Annotated in this window: 16 protein-coding genes and 1 pseudogene; 12 read left to right on the top strand and 5 right to left on the bottom strand. The window is 67.4% G+C overall.

Annotation, left to right across the window (positions count from 1 at the left end):
* Positions 1-91: 91 nt before the first annotated feature.
* The 6 genes and pseudogenes from AC5Y30_RS22080 to AC5Y30_RS22055 all read left to right on the top strand — a co-directional run bounded on the left by AC5Y30_RS22080 (position 92) and on the right by AC5Y30_RS22055 (position 4,502).
* A complete protein-coding gene (locus AC5Y30_RS22080) occupies positions 92-571 on the top strand; it encodes a nuclear transport factor 2 family protein (protein ID WP_499920986.1) in 480 nt (159 codons plus the stop codon).
* Between the two features lie 18 nt (positions 572-589).
* Positions 590-1,441 (top strand): annotated as a pseudogene (locus AC5Y30_RS22075) (SDR family NAD(P)-dependent oxidoreductase); the annotation flags it as partial.
* A gap of 21 nt (positions 1,442-1,462) precedes the next feature.
* The gene (locus AC5Y30_RS22070; RefSeq protein WP_499921124.1) at positions 1,463-2,404 is read left to right on the top strand and encodes an alpha/beta hydrolase; all 942 of its coding nucleotides are present in this window, start codon (positions 1,463-1,465) and stop codon (positions 2,402-2,404) included.
* 111 nt (positions 2,405-2,515) lie between these two features.
* Positions 2,516-3,592, top strand: a complete 1,077-nt coding sequence (locus AC5Y30_RS22065) for a hypothetical protein (protein WP_499920985.1) — start codon at positions 2,516-2,518, stop codon at positions 3,590-3,592.
* Positions 3,589-4,158 (top strand): PaaI family thioesterase, encoded by a 570-nt coding sequence (locus AC5Y30_RS22060; protein ID WP_499920984.1) that lies wholly within the window; start codon positions 3,589-3,591, stop codon positions 4,156-4,158. The genes AC5Y30_RS22065 and AC5Y30_RS22060 overlap by 4 nt, the downstream gene beginning before the upstream one ends.
* Positions 4,155-4,502 carry a DUF732 domain-containing protein gene (locus tag AC5Y30_RS22055; protein ID WP_499920983.1) on the top strand — a complete coding sequence of 116 codons (348 nt, stop codon included), beginning with the start codon at positions 4,155-4,157 and terminating at the stop codon, positions 4,500-4,502. Before AC5Y30_RS22060 ends, AC5Y30_RS22055 begins: the two co-directional genes overlap by 4 nt.
* Before the next feature lie 11 nt (positions 4,503-4,513).
* Here the strand turns inward: AC5Y30_RS22055 and AC5Y30_RS22050 are convergent, their stop codons facing one another.
* On the bottom strand, positions 4,514-4,816 hold the full coding sequence (locus tag AC5Y30_RS22050) for a ferredoxin (RefSeq protein ID WP_499920982.1): 303 nt from the start codon (positions 4,814-4,816) through the stop codon (positions 4,514-4,516).
* A complete protein-coding gene (locus AC5Y30_RS22045; protein WP_499920980.1) occupies positions 4,816-5,940 on the bottom strand; it encodes a 3-ketosteroid-9-alpha-monooxygenase, oxygenase component in 1,125 nt (374 codons plus the stop codon). The genes AC5Y30_RS22050 and AC5Y30_RS22045 overlap by 1 nt, the downstream gene beginning before the upstream one ends.
* 102 nt (positions 5,941-6,042) lie before the next feature.
* Here AC5Y30_RS22045 and AC5Y30_RS22040 point away from each other — a divergent pair, with 102 nt between their 5' ends.
* Positions 6,043-7,764, top strand: coding sequence for a 3-ketosteroid-delta-1-dehydrogenase (locus AC5Y30_RS22040; protein ID WP_499920978.1), 1,722 nt, complete (start codon positions 6,043-6,045; stop codon positions 7,762-7,764).
* Here AC5Y30_RS22040 and AC5Y30_RS22035 read toward each other — a convergent pair.
* Together AC5Y30_RS22035 and AC5Y30_RS22030 are read right to left on the bottom strand one after the other, a co-directional pair.
* On the bottom strand, positions 7,761-9,125 hold the full coding sequence (locus AC5Y30_RS22035) for an HNH endonuclease signature motif containing protein (protein ID WP_499920976.1): 1,365 nt from the start codon (positions 9,123-9,125) through the stop codon (positions 7,761-7,763). The two genes, AC5Y30_RS22040 and AC5Y30_RS22035, sit on opposite strands and share 4 nt — an antisense overlap.
* Positions 9,126-9,234: 109 nt before the next feature.
* On the bottom strand, positions 9,235-9,924 hold the full coding sequence (locus AC5Y30_RS22030) for a PadR family transcriptional regulator (protein WP_499920974.1): 690 nt from the start codon (positions 9,922-9,924) through the stop codon (positions 9,235-9,237).
* Positions 9,925-9,986: 62 nt separating this feature from the next.
* Here AC5Y30_RS22030 and AC5Y30_RS22025 point away from each other — a divergent pair, with 62 nt between their 5' ends.
* Positions 9,987-10,904, top strand: a complete 918-nt coding sequence (locus AC5Y30_RS22025; RefSeq protein WP_499920972.1) for a TIGR03619 family F420-dependent LLM class oxidoreductase — start codon at positions 9,987-9,989, stop codon at positions 10,902-10,904.
* Here the strand turns inward: AC5Y30_RS22025 and AC5Y30_RS22020 are convergent.
* Positions 10,901-11,764, bottom strand: coding sequence for a hypothetical protein (locus AC5Y30_RS22020; RefSeq protein ID WP_499920970.1), 864 nt, complete (start codon positions 11,762-11,764; stop codon positions 10,901-10,903). The two genes, AC5Y30_RS22025 and AC5Y30_RS22020, sit on opposite strands and share 4 nt — an antisense overlap.
* Before the next feature lie 19 nt (positions 11,765-11,783).
* On the opposite strand from AC5Y30_RS22020, the gene AC5Y30_RS22015 reads away from it, so the two are divergent.
* Genes AC5Y30_RS22015 through AC5Y30_RS22000 form a run of 4 tightly spaced genes read left to right on the top strand, consistent with a single transcriptional unit; the run spans position 11,784 to position 15,408 of the window.
* Positions 11,784-12,908: an FAD-dependent oxidoreductase gene (locus tag AC5Y30_RS22015; RefSeq protein ID WP_499920967.1), complete on the top strand. Its 1,125-nt coding sequence runs from the start codon at positions 11,784-11,786 to the stop codon at positions 12,906-12,908.
* Positions 12,905-14,191, top strand: coding sequence for an APC family permease (locus AC5Y30_RS22010; RefSeq protein ID WP_499920963.1), 1,287 nt, complete (start codon positions 12,905-12,907; stop codon positions 14,189-14,191). The genes AC5Y30_RS22015 and AC5Y30_RS22010 overlap by 4 nt, the downstream gene beginning before the upstream one ends.
* Positions 14,191-14,688 carry a flavin reductase family protein gene (locus AC5Y30_RS22005; RefSeq protein WP_499920962.1) on the top strand — a complete coding sequence of 166 codons (498 nt, stop codon included), beginning with the start codon at positions 14,191-14,193 and terminating at the stop codon, positions 14,686-14,688. Before AC5Y30_RS22010 ends, AC5Y30_RS22005 begins: the two co-directional genes overlap by 1 nt.
* Before the next feature lie 3 nt (positions 14,689-14,691).
* Positions 14,692-15,408 carry a pyrimidine reductase family protein gene (locus AC5Y30_RS22000; protein WP_499920960.1) on the top strand — a complete coding sequence of 239 codons (717 nt, stop codon included), beginning with the start codon at positions 14,692-14,694 and terminating at the stop codon, positions 15,406-15,408.
* The last annotated feature ends 77 nt before the right edge of the window (positions 15,409-15,485 follow it).

Genomic DNA, 15,485 nt, shown 5'->3' with positions numbered 1-15,485 from the left:
TATCGGAGCGTGCGAGCGGGTTGGGCGGGCCGTGTTCCACTGACCGGGCAGTCCGGTGTCTGCATGGCCTCACCCGGAGTTGACTGATGCCATGAGCAACGACATCGCGCTGTCGGACCTGCAGGAGTTCATCGCCGGTTTTTGGTACCACTACGACGAGGCACACTACGACGAACTGGCAGCACGCTACGCCGAGAACGTGCGCTACGTGACCCGAAGCGATTCGGGCACAAGCCCATTCGAGGAACTGATGTCGCCCGAGTTGCACGGCCGCGGCGCCGTCATGGAATGGCTGTCGGAGCATCGCAACCAAAGTCCGTACCCGCTGCGCCACCACGCCACCAACGTGCACCGCACGGGTACCGAGGGTGACATCACCCACGCGCGGTTCTACATCTTCGTCAATCAGACCGCGAACTTCGTACCGTTTGCCGTGTCCAGCGGCGTGGCGAAGGTCGGCGTGCGCCGCGGCGCCGACGGGCTGGAGTTCACCGAGATGGACATTGTTCTCGACACCACCGATTCGGTCCCGCTGTCTGAGCACTCCGCCCGCAGTGCCGCCGTGTCGTAACCGGTGAACGCCCACGAAATGTTCTCCGGCGGCGTCGCGGTCATCACCGGTGCCGGCGCCGGCATCGGTGCCGGCCTGGCGCGACACGCCAGCAGGTTGGGGATGACGTTGGTGCTAGCGGACGTCGACGCCGATGCCGTTGCCGCGCTGCGCGACGAGCTGTGCGCCGCGGGGGGCTCGGCGCTCGACGTGGTGTGCGACGTTCGCGATCACGACGCGATGCAGGCGCTGGCAGAAATGACCTACCGTGACGTCGGCGCGGTGCGGTTACTGGTGAACAACGCTGGCGTCGAACAATTCGGCTATCTCTGGGACACGCCCCTCGCCAACTGGCAGCGCGTGATCGACATCAACATCAGCGGCGTCTTCCACGGTGTGCGGGCCTTCCTGCCCAGAATGATGGCCGCCGCCGAGCAGGCGTGGGTGTGGAACCTGTCGTCGGTGGGCGCGGTGGTGTCGATTCCGTTGCAGGCGCCGTACATCATGAGTAAGCACGCGGTGCTCGCGTTGACCGAATGCCTGCATCTTGAGGTTCAATCCGCCGGGCACGACCATCACATCCACGTCCAGGCCGTGCTGCCGGGCGCGGTGGTGTCCAACATCTTCGAGTCGGCGGGCGGGGTCGACGGCGACGACGCGAGCGGCCGCGCCGCGGCAGAGTCTCAGCGCTCGGCGATGCTCGACATCAAGGCCGATGCCATGGATCCATTCGCGGCCGCCGAAGTGGTGTTCGAGCAGGCCGCCGAAGGGCGGTTCTATCTGCTCACTCAACCCGAATTCGTGGGCAATGCGATGCTCGAACGAGCCAATGTGCTTGCGGCACAGCGGCCACCGACGCTGAGCACCGAACGCCGCTTTCATCCCACCCAAGAACTTCCATCCCGCACAAGAATGAGCGTGCCGCCCCTTGACCCCGACGCCGCTGCCAGGGTGGCGTCCCTAGGCCCCGTCGCGCCGATGCGGCAACGAGGCCTTGCGATGGTGCGCGATTCCCTCGAATCAATGCCACTGCCACCGATGCCCGACATGGCCGAGGTGACCGACCACGCGATCACCGCCCCTGATGGCGAGCTCGCACTGCGCGTCTACCGGCCGACCCGAGACCTCGATGCGCCGGCATTGGTCTATTTCCACGGCGGTGGCATGGTGCTGGGGTCCAACCATTCCTTCGAGCCGCTGGCCCGCAATCTCGCCCAGGCGTCCGGTGCAACCATCGTCGCCGTCGAATACCGCCTCGCCCCCGAAGCCCCACCGCCAGCACAATTCGACGACGCGTTCCACGCGACCGCCTGGGTCGCAGCGAACGCCACCGAATTGCGGCTGGACCCAACCCGAATCGGGGTGATCGGCGACAGCGCGGGTGGCGCGCTGGCCGCGGCCGTCGCCCTGGCTGCCCGTGATCGAGGCGGTCCGCCATTGTTCTGCCAGGTGTTGTTGTACCCGGGCCTGGATCGAGACATGACGGTGCCGTCGCTCGCGACGCTGGACTCGGCGCCCATGCTGAGCCTCGACGACATCCATTACATGCACGAACTCGCGGATGCGGGAACCGGTCCGCCCGATCATCCCTATCTCGTGCCGGCGTATGCCACCGACCTGTCCCACCTCCCAGCGGCGATCGTGGCGACCGCTTCCGTCGATCCGATCCGCGACTGGGGAGAACGGTACGCGGAGCGGTTGCGGGGTGCCGGCGTGCAGACCACCGTCACTCGTTATCCCGGTGTGTATCACGGCTTTCTGATGCGTTCGGAAACTGTGGCGCGGGCCGGCCTCGCGCTGGCCGAGATCGGCGCGCTGCTCAGGGCGAAATTCGCGCATCCGCTCCCCTTTTGACGTTTGGTTTGCAACTTCCTCCCGATCACCGGACATGGGTGACCCGTCGCCGTGCCAATCCGACCAAGATCGACAGCAACCCGATCGAGCGCCACGCCGAAGGAGACCTCGATGCTGACCGACGAGCGGCGGACAGAGTTGTCCGACATCCTGCGCCCCGCCGCACCGCCCCGAGAAATCGCGGACGTCTACACCGACGATCAGCGGGAACGACTCCTTGACGTCGTGCGCACCGAGGGGCCATGGAAGCTGATCATCGCGCAACACTTCGCGTCCGCCGACGAACTGATCGCCACCATGAGCGGCGCCTTCCCCGAGGGGTTCACGCCGTCGCTGGACCTCTTCCTGACCCCGACGTTCCGCGGCTACCTGGCCAATCACGGCGCGGTGCTCTACCCTCAGCTGCACGACTGCTTCTACAACGCGCGATTCCTGGAGCTGGCCAAAGACTATTGGAACGCCGAGTACGCCAAACCACAGCTGATGCTGTTCAACATCAACGGACCGTGCGCCAATCGCGATCCGGGACACCTGGATTCGCCGAGCTTCCGCGGCGTGCGGCACGAGAACGCGCCGACCTGGCTCACCAGCGTCATGGGCAAATCCGGCCTCTTCACGGACTACCTGATCAAGATGGCCCAGGTCATCACCTGGTTTTCGCTGGATGGCAGTAGTGGCTTCACGTACTGGCCCGAAGGGCCGCTCAGGGCTCCCAAGCGAGTCCTGCCGCCGATCTACAACCGCGGCGTCGTCGTGCAGAACGAGATGATGGTGCACCGCGGCGAAGCGAACGGCCCGCTACAGCAACAGATTCCGCCCGGATTGGCGTTCGACACCGTGTTCACCGGCGACCCTGACGACCGCGATGACTGGCTGCTGAAGAACGGTGAGCACGTCATCGCGCGCCACCACACCGACGAGCTGCGCTTCCTGGTGCACTGGTCGGCCGAGGTGTTCGCCGACTTCGACGAGCTGAAGAAGAACATGGAGGGTTCCGACGACCTGACCGTCGAGCGGGCCATCGACATGATGGTCGACGACCTCAAAACCAGAGGGATCAGGCTCGACATTCCCAGTGAACCGCTGCACGACGCGGCCTTCATCGGCGCGCTCAACGCCGCTTACGACCTGGGCGGACCCGCCGTTTACCCCCAGGAGGCGCCGATCAGCGCCTTCGCGCTCGCATGATCGGTATCCGCGAACAGCTCACGCAGTCGGTGCGACGACTGATCGATGTCACGATTCGCAGCGAGGCCGACGACGCCGTCGTGGCGCGTGCTCTGGCTCTGGTCGACCAAACCGTCGATTTGCTCAGCACGCGACTGATGCCTGGGTCGTTTGGTGTGCGCACGAATTCCGAAGGTGCAAATATCGTTTGGGGCAATGTTGCCGTCGGGTTGCGTAACGCGATCGCCCCGCCCCTAATCATCGAGCACGACGAGGTGGGCGGCGTGCGTGCCGACGTTCACCTCGGCGCCGGCTACGAGGGACCGCCCGGTCATGTGCACGGTGGAATGTGTGCCCTGATCCTGGATCATGTGTTAGGTGCGACGGCTCATCGGCCGGGTAAGCCGGCCTACACCGGCACCATCACCGTGCGCTATCTGCGTCCCACCCGATTGGGCGCGCTGCGAGCCGAGGCCCGGGTGGAGCGGATCGACGGTAGCAAGACGTATGCGACCGGCCACCTCAGAAACGCCGACGGCGTCACGGTTGAAGCCGAGGGCGTATTCATCACACCGCGGTACCGATGACCTTTCGTCACTGCGATAGGCGTTGTGCCCGCCTGCTTCTCACCGCGGGGGCCACATCCGTCGCCCTGTTGGCGGCGGCGCCGGTCGCCCATGCCGACACCACCGACCAGAGATTTCTGGCGGCCCTGGAGGAACAGGGCATCATCGACCAATCTTCGGCCGGACACGCGATCGAAGCCGCTCAATACGTCTGCGCCCGGCTCGACGCCGGCGATACGCCCCTGCAGGTGATGCACGAAGTGCTGGCCAGCAGCGGCTTGCCCGAGTTTCACACCGGTTTCTTCGTCGCCCAGAGCATCTACTCGTACTGCCCCCGTCACACGGATGAGATCCCGCGGGGATAGGCGATCCGAAATTATCCTGGTGCGCAATCCGTTTCGTCGACCACAGCCAAATCTCCGCGGCGCACCGCGTCCACGATCGACGCGCTCAGCGCCGAACACACGATGAAGACGCCCCGGCCGCCCGGTGTCGCAATCTTGCGCGCGTCGGCGCGCTCGACACACCGTTGCGTCGCATCGGCGTTCCACTGCACGCTGGTCTGATTCCAGCTGCTCTTGCGGGCCAGCACCCGCGCACCACAATTAGTGCACACCACCGGCACCATCGGCATCTCTTCGAGCCGATTGTCCGCTCGCACCGGCGATCTCAGCGTCATCAGGCCCGGGCCGCGATGTTGGCCTCGACCTCTTTCATCCACGCCTCGTAGGGCCGGGTGGTGTCGAGCTCGAATTCGAAGCGGTCCACCATGTCCGGTTGCACGTCGGCAGCGTCGACGTAGAACTGCTGATACCAGCGCCGCAACTGGTAGACGGGGCCGTCTTCCTCGACCAGCAGCGGGTTGTCGATGCGTGCCTTGTGCCGCCAGATCTCGACGTCTTGCTCGAAACCGAGCTTGACGTAGTCGCCGAGTTTGACCGCCGTCTGCATCGCCTCGTCCGAAGGCATCGTCTCCGACTTCTTCACGATGATGCCGTATTGCAGCACAAAGGAATTCGCATCGATTGGATAGTGGCAATTGATGAGAATCGTCTTGGCGTCGCCGTGCTCGTAGTGATACGTCAGGTCGTCGATCATGAAGGACGGACCGTAGTAGGACGCCACCGACGTGTTGCCCAGCATCTGCGCGCCTTCGGTGCCGCCCATGTCCGGACGGCCCTCGCCGTTCATGTACTGCGTCGCGACGTGCCCCTCGAAGATGTTCTTGAAGTAGGTGGGCAACGCGCCGTGGATGTAGTAGAAGTGCGCCATATCCACCACGTTGTCGATGATTTCGCGGCAGTTGCTTCCCACGACGGTGGTGTACCAGTGCCAGTCGGTCCACTGGTCGCTGGTGGCGCCCTCGATGCGCGGGATCGTCACCTCCGGCGGTGGCGGTTTACCCTCCGGATCGTTCCACACGAACAACATGCCGTCCTGCTCCAGCGTGATCCACGCTCGGGTGCGGGCCAGTTTGGGCGCGCGCCGGCTGTACGGCACCTGCTTGCAGCGCCCGTCGCCGCCCCAGCGCCAGTCGTGGAACGGGCAGGCGATCTCGTTGCCCTTGACCTCGCCCTGGGACAGGTCGCCGCCCATGTGCCGGCAGTATCCGTCCAGCACGCTGATGTTCCCGTCCCCGCTGCGGAAGACGACGAGTTTCTGCCCGAAGGCGTTGATCGCGTGGGGCTTGCCGTCACCGAAATCCCTGGTCAGCCCCAGGCAGTGCCATCCGCGGGCGAACCGCGTCGGCGCGGCCTGCGCTTCGATGAACCGAATTTCGTCAGCCTCGATCTGCGACGTCATGAGCCCGATTTAACTCCCCCGGACCGCGCCGCGGGACCCCCTTGTTCCACTCATCAGGACGGAGCTTCCGGTGGCTTCCCTCCTCGGCCTACCGTTGCGGACGTGACGACGCACAGCGCGACGATTCCCGCCGGACTTTCCGTGGCCGACGCGTGCGTCGACCTGCTCGTCGTCGGCTCGGGCACCGGCATGGCCGCGGCGCTGGCGGCCCACGAATCGGGATTGTCGGTGCTGATCGTGGAGAAGTCGTCGTACGTGGGCGGCTCGACCGCCCGGTCCGGCGGCGCGCTGTGGCTGCCGGCCAGCCCGGTGCTGGCCGAAGCGCACGCCGGAGACACCGCCGAACGCGCCGGCGCCTACCTGGATGCGGTGGTCTGCGGTTCGGCGCCCGCGCAACGGTCGGCGGCGTTCGTGGCGAACGTGTCCGCGACGGTGGACATGCTGCGCCGCGCGACGCCGCTGCGGTTGTTCTGGGCCCGCGACTATTCCGACTACCACCCCGAGGAGCCGGGCGGCAGCCCCGCCGGGCGAACCTGTGAGTGCCGCCCGTTCGACACCTCCCTGCTGGGCGAGTACCGCACGAGGTTGGAGCCCGGCCTGATGGAGGTCACCGTCCCGATGCCGACGACGGGCGCCGATTACCGGTGGATGAATCTGGTGGCCCGCATGCCGCGCAAGGGAATTCCGGTCTACGGCAAGCGCCTGGCGCAGGGCTTGGCCGGCCGTATGGTGGGCCGGCGTTACGCCGCGGGCGGTCAGGGCCTGATGGCCGGGCTGTTCACCGGGGTGCTGCGCGCCGGCATCCCGGTGTGGACCGGCACAACGCTCGCGCGCCTCGCCGGCGATGGCGACCGCGTGACCGGCGCCGTCGTCGAGCACGACGGCCGCGAGGTGACGATCACCGCGCGGCGGGGCGTCGTGCTGGCGACCGGTGGTTTCGACCACCGCATGGACATGCGGTGGAAATTCCAGTCGGAATCGTTGGGCGCCAACCTCAGTCTCGGTGCCGCCGCCAACACCGGCGACGGGATCCGAGCGGGCCAGGAAATCGGCGCCGACATCGACCTGATGGATCAGGCGTGGTGGTTCCCCGCCGTCGCGCCGCTGCCCGGCAAGGCGCCGGCGGTGATGTTGGCCGAGCGGTCACTGCCGGGCTGTCTGATCGTGGATCAGAACGGCCGCCGATTCGCCAACGAAGCGGCGGATTACATGTCCTTCGGTCAGCGGTTGCTCGAGCTGGAGCGGGCCGGCAGCCCGGTCGAGGCGATGTGGATCGTCTTCGACCAGCAGTACCGCAACAGTTATGTCTTTGGTGCCGAACTGTTTCCGCGGATGCGCATCCCGCAGGCGTGGTATGACGCCGGGATCGCGGTGCGGGCCGACACTTTGACCGATCTGGGCGCACGGATCGGCGTTGGCGTCTCGGAGTTTTTTGCGACGATGACACGCTTCAATCAAAATGCCGCTGCCGGTGAGGATCCCGACTTCGGCCGGGGCCGCAGCGCCTACGATCGCTATTACGGTGACCCGACCATCAAGCCCAACCCCAACCTGCGCCCGTTGGTCAACGGCCCGTTCTACGCGGTGAAAATGGTGCTGTCCGATCTGGGCACCTGCGGCGGACTGAACACGGACGAGCGTGCGCGGGTGCTGCGCGAAGACGGCCGCGCGATCGGCGGGCTGTACGCGATCGGCAACACCGCCGCCAACGCGTTCGGGACGACGTATCCGGGCGCGGGAGCGACGATCGCGCAGGGGCTGGTGTACGGCTACATCGCGGGGCGGGATGCGGCGAGCGCGGCGGGTCGCCGCCATCAGCACTAGCCGTCTTCGTCGTCTCCGTCGCGCAGCAGCTTCTCGGGGTGATGAAAGGTGTTGGTGCGGGGTTGTCCGCGTTCGAGCTCGGGTGGTGGCTTCCACTCTGTATCGCCTTGGGCGTTTTTGCGGGTGGTCCAGCCGCCGGGGCGTAGCAGGCGGTGGTGGGGGCCGCAGGCGAAGGTGAGGTCGTTGACGTCGGTGGTGTGGCACTTGGCGTAGTCGGTGGCGTGATGGACTTCGCAGTAGTAGCCGGGCACGGTGCAGCCCGGGGAGCTGCACCCGCGGTCCTTGGCGTACAACACGATTCGCTGCCCAGGTGAGGCCAGGCGCTTGGTGTGATACAGCGCTAGCGCCTTGCCCTTGTCGAAGATCGCCAAATAGTGATGGGCGTGACGGGCCAGGCGGATCACGTCGCTCATCGGCAGGATGGCGCCCCCACCGGTCAACCCGCGCCCCGCGGCGGATTCCAGCTCGGCCAGCGTCGTGGTCACGACGATGGAGGCCGGTAACCCGTTGTGCTGCCCCAACTCTCCGGAGGCCAGCATGGCGCGCAGGGCAGCCAGCAGCCCGTCGTGGTTGCGCTGGGCCGCCGATCGCGCATCACGCTCGATGGCCTCTTGGGTGGGCGCGCCATCGACGCACGGCGTGTCGTCGAGGGGATTGCACATGCCCGGGGCGGCGAGTTTGGCCAAGACGGCTTCGAACGTGGCGCGCGCCTCGGGAGTGAGCCAGCCGCGCAACGCCGACATGCCGTCGGCTTGCTGCTTGCCCAGCGTCAGGCCGCGTTGGCGGGCCCGGTCCTCGTCGGTGAAGGTGCCATCTGGGTTGAGGCAATCGGCCAGGACATCGGCCAGCTTTCCGAGCTGCTCGGGCCGATACCGGGTTCCCTCCATGGCGAGTTTGGCCTCGGCCTGCTCGCGGGTCGCCGTGTCCACCCAGCCGGGCAGGGCGCGGTGAAACTTACGAATCACCGCGACCTGACCTGCGCCCAGCGTGCCTTCGCGTTGGGCGGCCGCGGTGGCGGCCAGCACTGGGTCCAGCGGTTCGCCGGTCAGGCCGTGTCGCGGGCCCAGATCGCGCGCCTCTTTGATGCGGCGGGAGGCTTCGGTGCGGCTGATCAGTGTCGCCTCGGCGAGGGCATGGACCACTGAGCCGCCCAGCTCCACCGACGGTGCTTGGCGGACAGGGGAATTGATCAGCGGATGCTCGACGGCCGGGATGCGTCGGCGCTGCTTTTCGCAGCGCCGCAACACCGCCAGCTGCTGCTGCGGGCTGAGCGCGTCGAGGTTCAGCGCGCAGGCTCGATCCCAGGCGGCATCGAGCGCGTCGAACACCGCATCGACATCCTGCTGATCGCTCGAACCCATACCCCGAAACTAGCCGTAGCCACCGACAAGAAGCGGCGGCCAGGGGCCACTGAAACACAAGTGATGCAAGGGATTTCGTGGCGGGACTAACCGGTCGCCACCGTCAGCACTAATCCACTTCGCGCTTGGCCTGAACTTGCTTTTCGACCTCACGCCAATACCCCGGCGTCGGGCGTGGCTTGCCCAAACCACCCTTCGCGGCCTTCTGCAGGACCGCGTCGGCCTCGTCGATCTCCTTGATCATCTCCAACGCGAATTCGCGTTCGGCGGCGTAGTACTTGGCCGCCCAGCGCAGCGCGAGGACCGAGTACGCCCACGCGGGCTCCGCCTCCGCTCCCTCGGCGTCCTCGACGGCCTTGCGGTGTCTGGATTCGGCGTACGCCACGTGCTCCTGCAGCAATTCCTTGAGCTTAGCCGGGTTACTCAGGTGGCCGAACGTAACCCGCAGCAGCACAGAGTGTTTGAGCACCGGGGGGTCGACGGGCGCGTCGTTGGTCCAGGCGGTGACGGCGTCCATGCCTGCCGGCGTGATCTTGTAGAGCCGGCGGCTGCGGGTACCCTCGTCGCGTTCGACACGCGATGTCACCAATCCCAGCGACTCCAGCTTCTTCAACTCGGTGTAGATCTGGCTGTACGAGGGACTCCAGTAATAGAGGTCGACGCTCCAGTCGATCCACTTCTTGAGGTCGTAGCCCGAGACTTCCTCTTCGTACGACATCATGCCCAGCAGCGCCCAACTGGTGGCGGCGAGGGTCGCGTTGGTCAGCTTTTGGCTGGCAGGGTCCGTTTCGGAGTCCATGTTGCCAGGTTAGCAACACCGCCCCCTAGATTGGAGGACATGGACCGCTGGCTGGGACGCCCGTGAAATTCGCCTTCCCCGTTCCGCACCTGCTGCGCCTCAAGGCGATTACGCAGCCCTGGGAGGCCGCCGTCAGCGGGCCAGAACAGCGCCGCATGATGCAATGCGCCGACCGGTGGGGCTACGACATGATCGCGGTGCCCGAGCATTTCGTCATTCCCACCGATCACGTCGAGTTGTCCGGGCCGCACTATCTACACTCGACGACCGCGCAGGCCTTCATCGCCGGTGCCACCGAGCGGGTGGCCATCAACTCGTGCGTCACCATCTTGCCTCTGCAGCACCCCATCGTGCTGGCCAAAGCGCTGGCCACCGCGGACTGGATGAGCGGGGGCCGGATGATGGTGACGTTCGGAGTCGGGTGGCTGGCCCGCGAGTTCGAACTGCTCTCGGTGCCCTTCGGGGAGCGGGGCCGCATCGCCGACGAATACCTGGCGGCCATCGTCGAATTGTGGACCAGCGACACGCCGCGATTCGAAGGTCGATACGTGTCGTTCGCCGACATCGCCTTCGAGCCGAAACCCGTTCAGAAGCCCCATCTTCCGATCTGGATCGGCGGTGACGCGGACGCCGCGCTGCGCCGGGCGGCCACTTTCGGCTCCGGGTGGTGGCCGTTTCTCACGCCACCCGAACAGATCGCTCAGAAGCTCGACTACATCAAGTCTCAAAGCGCGTACGACGGACGGCAATTCGAGGTGATGCACGGGCTGGGCACCAACCGGGTCGGCGAAGGACACGTCGCGCGCCGCGCGACCGACCGGCCGGGCATGAGCGCCGCACACATCGTTGACCGGTTGAACTGGCTCGCCGAGCAGGGCGTGACCGTGACCGCGGTTCCCGTCCCGGCCGTCGGAGGCGTGGACGAATACCTCGATTACGCGCAGTGGGTGATCGAAGAGATCAAACCCCAGGTGTCCTAGCGGATCTGCAACCCGCGCCTGCGCACCCAATACACCGCGGCGACGCTACCGGCGATCCACACGGTGACGGCGATGGCAAGGTGGACAAAGCTTTTCGTTTCGCGCCCGAATACCGGCCAGATCAGGGCGGGCGCCTGCTTCCACAACACGCGGTGCTCCACGCCGTTCATCGGATCGGCCACGTAGTACAGCGCATAGGGCAGTGTCAGGGCCAGCACCCAACTGAGGGTGCGGCGCAAATCGCCGCGTTGGCGCCAGCGCCGGATCAGCGGCTCGGTGCTGACCGGGTGCAGCACCGAGATGAGATTGCCGACACCTAGCCAGGACACGATGGGCACCGCGACGGTGGGGATCGTAATGCCCAGCCGCCCAGGCGTTTCCAACCACAGCGTCAACGCAACCGCGGCGGCCAGGGTGGGCAGCCCGACGATCGCGAGCAGGGCGAGGTTCTTGATCAGCAGAATCCTCCAGAACGGGACCCCGCCCGATAAACCCCGAATGATCCGGTAATGGTCGGCGCCCAAGAAATTGGTGGTGGTGACATCGGCCAGGACCCACGAGGAGAAGTAGGTGCCCACGAGGATCACCCAATCGTGGTGACGGCCGAGAGTCAGCGGCTGCACCAGCAACCAGCCGGCGGCGAAGATCACGTTGGCCACCACACCCATCAGCCAGGTGCGCGGCGCGGTGAACGACCACCGGATTTCGGCGATGACCGCCGAAATCAAGCCCTTGTCGAAGTCGGCGGCGGCGCGCCGGGCAGCGGCGGGCCGAGGCGCCGACGCACGCACCGCGGCGCGCAGCGCGCGGCCCAGCCGTGGGCGCGGAACAACCGGGGACTCCCCCAGACCGCCGACCATGCAGGGCAGGATAGCGGGGATGAACCGTAAGCGTGTCATCGTCGCCGGGCTCGGGGACGCGGGCGTCCTCGCGGCGATTCGGCTGTCCCGGCATGCCGACGTCGTCGGCATCTCGGCCAAACCCGCGCTGGTGAGCGGCCAGGAGCTCGGCGTCCGGCTCTCGCGCCCGCACGACTGGGCCCGCGATTACTGGATCCCGTTCGACCGGTTCCGCCGCCTCGACGGCGTTCGCACCGTGCAGGCCACGCTGACCGGACTGGACCTGGCCGCCCACACCGTCTTCGGCCGAACCGAGGACGGCGCGGCCCTCACCGAGGCGTACGACGCGCTGATCATCTCGACCGGAGTCAGCAACGGATTTTGGCGCCAGCCGACGTTGCAGTCGGCCGACGACATCGGCGCGGGACTGCGCTCCGCGCACGACCGGCTGGCCGCCGCCGCATCGGTGGTCGTGGTGGGTGGCGGGGCGGCGGCGGTCAGCAGCGCCCTCAACATGGCAACCACGTGGCCGGACAAGCGGATCGACCTGTACTTCCCCGGCGAGTCGGCTCTCGAGGGGCACCATCCACGGATATGGCAGCGCATCCGCGACCGGCTGACTCGGCTGGGCGTCGGCGTGCATCCCGGACACCGCGCGGTGGTGGCCGACGGGTTCGCCGGCGACGAACTCACCAGCGGGCCGGTCCACTGGAGCACCGGGCAACCCCCGGCCGACGCCGACGCGGTGCTGTGGGCGATCGGGCGGGTGCGGCCCAACACCGGCTGGCTGCCGGCGGAATTGCTCGATGAGCGTGGGTTCGTGCGCGTCACCCCGGAGCTGCGCGTCCCCGGCCACCGGGGTGTGTTCGCGGTCGGCGACGTCGCGGCGACCGATCCCTTGCGCAGCTCCGCCCGTAACCGCGGCGACGCCCTGGTGGCGCGCAATGTCCTCGCCGACTTCGCCGGCCGGCCGCTACGGGCCTTCCGGGCGCCGACACGGCGGTGGGGTTCGCTGGTGGGCATCCAACCCAACGGGCTGGAGGTCTTCCTGCCCACCGGCCACGCCTTCCGCTTCCCGTCCTGGTCGGTCGAGCGCGTGGTGATGCCGTGGATCGTGCGCTGGGGCATGTATCGCGGGGTGCGCCGGAACGACCCACTCGGGTGAGCACCCCTCCCGCCGGCGGCGAATTGCGCCGCAGCCTAGGGGTTTTCGATGCGGTGGCGATCGGCCTCGGCTCGATGATCGGCGCAGGGATTTTCGCGGCGCTGGGACCCGCGGCGCGTGCCGCAGGCTCGGGACTGCTGCTGGGCCTCGCGTTGGCCGCGGTGGTCGCCTACTGCAACGCCACCTCGTCGGCGCGGCTCGCGGCGCGCTACCCCGCGTCGGGCGGCACCTATGTCTATGGCCGAAAACGGTTGGGAGACTTTTGGGGATACCTGGCCGGGTGGGGCTTCGTCGTCGGCAAGACCGCGTCATGCGCGGCCATGGCCTTGACCGTCGGCCTCTACGTCTGGCCCGCGCAGGCGCACGCGGTGGCCGTCGCGGCGGTGATCGCACTGACCGCGGTGAACTACGCCGGCGTGCAGAAGTCGGCCTGGCTGACCCGCATCGTCGTCGCCGCGGTGCTCGCCGTGCTGGCGGCGGTGTGCGTCGCCGCGCTCGCCTCCCCGGCCGCCGACGCCGATCGACTCCGCCCGACCGGCACGACGACCGGTGGGGTTGTTCAGGCGGCGGGTCTACTGTTCTTCGCGTTCGCCGGCTATGCGCGCATCGCGACGCTGGGCGAGGAGGTGCGCGACCCGTCCCGCGTCATTCCACGGGCGATACCGCTGGCGCTCACCGTCACCCTGGCCGTTTACGCAGTCGTCGCCGTGGCCTCACTCTCGGCGCTGGGGCCGAACCGTCTCGCACAGAGCGCCGCCCCCCTGGTCGAAACGGCCCGGGCCGCGGGCGCGGCCTGGCTGGTCCCCCTCGTCCAGGTAGGCGCGGTGGTCGCGGCGGTGGGCTCCCTGCTCGCGCTGATTCTGGGCGTCTCGCGCACCACGCTGGCCATGGCCCGGGACCGCCACCTCCCCCACGCGCTGGCCGCCGTGCACCCACGGTTCCGGGTGCCCCACCGCGCGGAATTGCTGATCGGCGTCGTGGTCGCGATCCTGGCCGCTACCACCGACCTTCGCGACGCCATCGGATTTTCGTCGTTCGCCGTGCTGATCTACTACGCCGTCGCCAACGCCTCCGCGTTCACGCTCGGGCCCGATGAGGGCCGCCCGCACCGCGTCATTCCGGTGATCGGGTTGCTCGGCTGCACGGTGCTGGCTTTCGCGATGCCGCTGCCGTCCGTAATTTCCGGTGTGGCGGTTCTGGGCATCGGCGTCGCCGCCTATCTGATTCGCCGCTTCATCACCCACACGATTCCTCGGGGGTCCGCACGGGGAAGACTGAGCTGATGTCCGACCCCGCGACCGAAGCGTTCGACAAGTTGGTGGCGCTGCTGAACTATCCGATGTTCGTCGTCACCACGCAGGCCCACGACACCCCGGCCGGTTGCCTGGTGGGCTTCGCCAGCCAGACCAGCATTCACCCGCCCCGATTCCTGGTTGGGCTGTCCCGGCGCAACCACACCTTCCGCGTCGCCCGTGCCGCCTCCCACCTGGCGGTGCACGTTTTCGGCCACGAGAACCTGGACGTGGTGGAGCTCTTCGGCGGCCAGACCAGCGACAAGGTCGACAAGTTCGACCGGTGTTCCTGGCATCGCGGTCCCGAAGAGATGCCCATCCTCGACGACGCCGCCGCGTGGTTCGTCGGCGAGATCGTCGAACGATTCTCGCTGGGTGACCATGTCGGGCACCTGCTCGCACCGGTGGCCGGCAGCCCACCCCAGGAACTCGAGACCTGGGTGTCCTTCGGCGACGTGCACGAGCTGGAACCCGGCCACGAGGCCTAGCGCGTGAGCGAGTCGCCCCGGATCAGCGCCGTTCCCAGCATCATTGAACTCGCGCCCTTCTACGCCGATCCCCCGGACGGTGTGCGGGCCAACATGATCTTCAGCGCCGACGGCGCCGCCGCGTTCGGTGGTCGCGCGGGTCCGCTGTCGTGTCCCACCGATCAACGGCTATTGAGAATCCTGCGCGGCCTGGCCGACGTCGTGCTGGTCGGCGCAGGCACCGCCCGCGCCGAAAACTACGGCCCGGTGACCCTCAGCGACGCGGCGCGCGCCACGCGGCACCACGAAGGACGAACCGAACCGCCCCCGATCGCGGTGGTGAGCCGCAGCGGTGAACTTCCGGCCCGGCTGTTCAGCAACCCGGACCAGCCGCCGATCCTGGTGACCTGCGCGAGCACCGCCGCACGACAAGACCTCGACGAAGACCGGCGCCACATCGTGGTCGCCGGAGAGGAGTCGGTCGACGTCTCGCGAGCGGTCGCGATACTGCGCGAGCAGGGAATGCATCGCATCCTGTGCGAAGGCGGACCGACGCTGCTCGACGAGTTGGTGGAAGCCGACGCCGTCACCGAAATCTGCGTGACGCTCGCCCCCAAACTGGCTGCGAGCCAGCCGGTGGGCCACCGACTGCGCCCGGCACAACTGCCCGCCCCGCGCACCATGAGCCTCGAGCACGCGCTGTTCTGCGAGGGCTATCTGTATCTGAGATATTGCCGCTGACCCCCGGCCGCGCTCAACATGCAGCAGGCGACGCCTCTTCCTATGATGAAAATGCCCGCTTTGAAACCCGATCGCTG

The organism is Mycobacterium sp. NGS27 (assembly GCF_059813005.1).
The sequence above is the reverse complement of the archived record's forward strand: the minus strand, read 5'-3'. Positions and strand labels throughout refer to the sequence as shown.

What these genes read in the sequence shown, in the direction of transcription:
- AC5Y30_RS22060 (WP_499920984.1), top strand. Translation starts at nt 3,589, where the DNA reads ATGATCGGTATCCGCGAACAGCTCACGCAGTCGGTGCGACGACTGATC.
- AC5Y30_RS22020 (WP_499920970.1), bottom strand. Translation starts at nt 11,764, where the DNA reads ATGGTCGGCGGTCTGGGGGAGTCCCCGGTTGTTCCGCGCCCACGGCTG.
- AC5Y30_RS22050 (WP_499920982.1), bottom strand. Translation starts at nt 4,816, where the DNA reads ATGACGCTGAGATCGCCGGTGCGAGCGGACAATCGGCTCGAAGAGATG.
- AC5Y30_RS22080 (WP_499920986.1), top strand. Translation starts at nt 92, where the DNA reads ATGAGCAACGACATCGCGCTGTCGGACCTGCAGGAGTTCATCGCCGGT.
- AC5Y30_RS22030 (WP_499920974.1), bottom strand. Translation starts at nt 9,924, where the DNA reads ATGGACTCCGAAACGGACCCTGCCAGCCAAAAGCTGACCAACGCGACC.
- AC5Y30_RS22045 (WP_499920980.1), bottom strand. Translation starts at nt 5,940, where the DNA reads ATGACGTCGCAGATCGAGGCTGACGAAATTCGGTTCATCGAAGCGCAG.
- AC5Y30_RS22065 (WP_499920985.1), top strand. Translation starts at nt 2,516, where the DNA reads ATGCTGACCGACGAGCGGCGGACAGAGTTGTCCGACATCCTGCGCCCC.
- AC5Y30_RS22005 (WP_499920962.1), top strand. Translation starts at nt 14,191, where the DNA reads ATGTCCGACCCCGCGACCGAAGCGTTCGACAAGTTGGTGGCGCTGCTG.
- AC5Y30_RS22035 (WP_499920976.1), bottom strand. Translation starts at nt 9,125, where the DNA reads ATGGGTTCGAGCGATCAGCAGGATGTCGATGCGGTGTTCGACGCGCTC.
- AC5Y30_RS22055 (WP_499920983.1), top strand. Translation starts at nt 4,155, where the DNA reads ATGACCTTTCGTCACTGCGATAGGCGTTGTGCCCGCCTGCTTCTCACC.
- AC5Y30_RS22070 (WP_499921124.1), top strand. Translation starts at nt 1,463, where the DNA reads ATGAGCGTGCCGCCCCTTGACCCCGACGCCGCTGCCAGGGTGGCGTCC.
- AC5Y30_RS22015 (WP_499920967.1), top strand. Translation starts at nt 11,784, where the DNA reads ATGAACCGTAAGCGTGTCATCGTCGCCGGGCTCGGGGACGCGGGCGTC.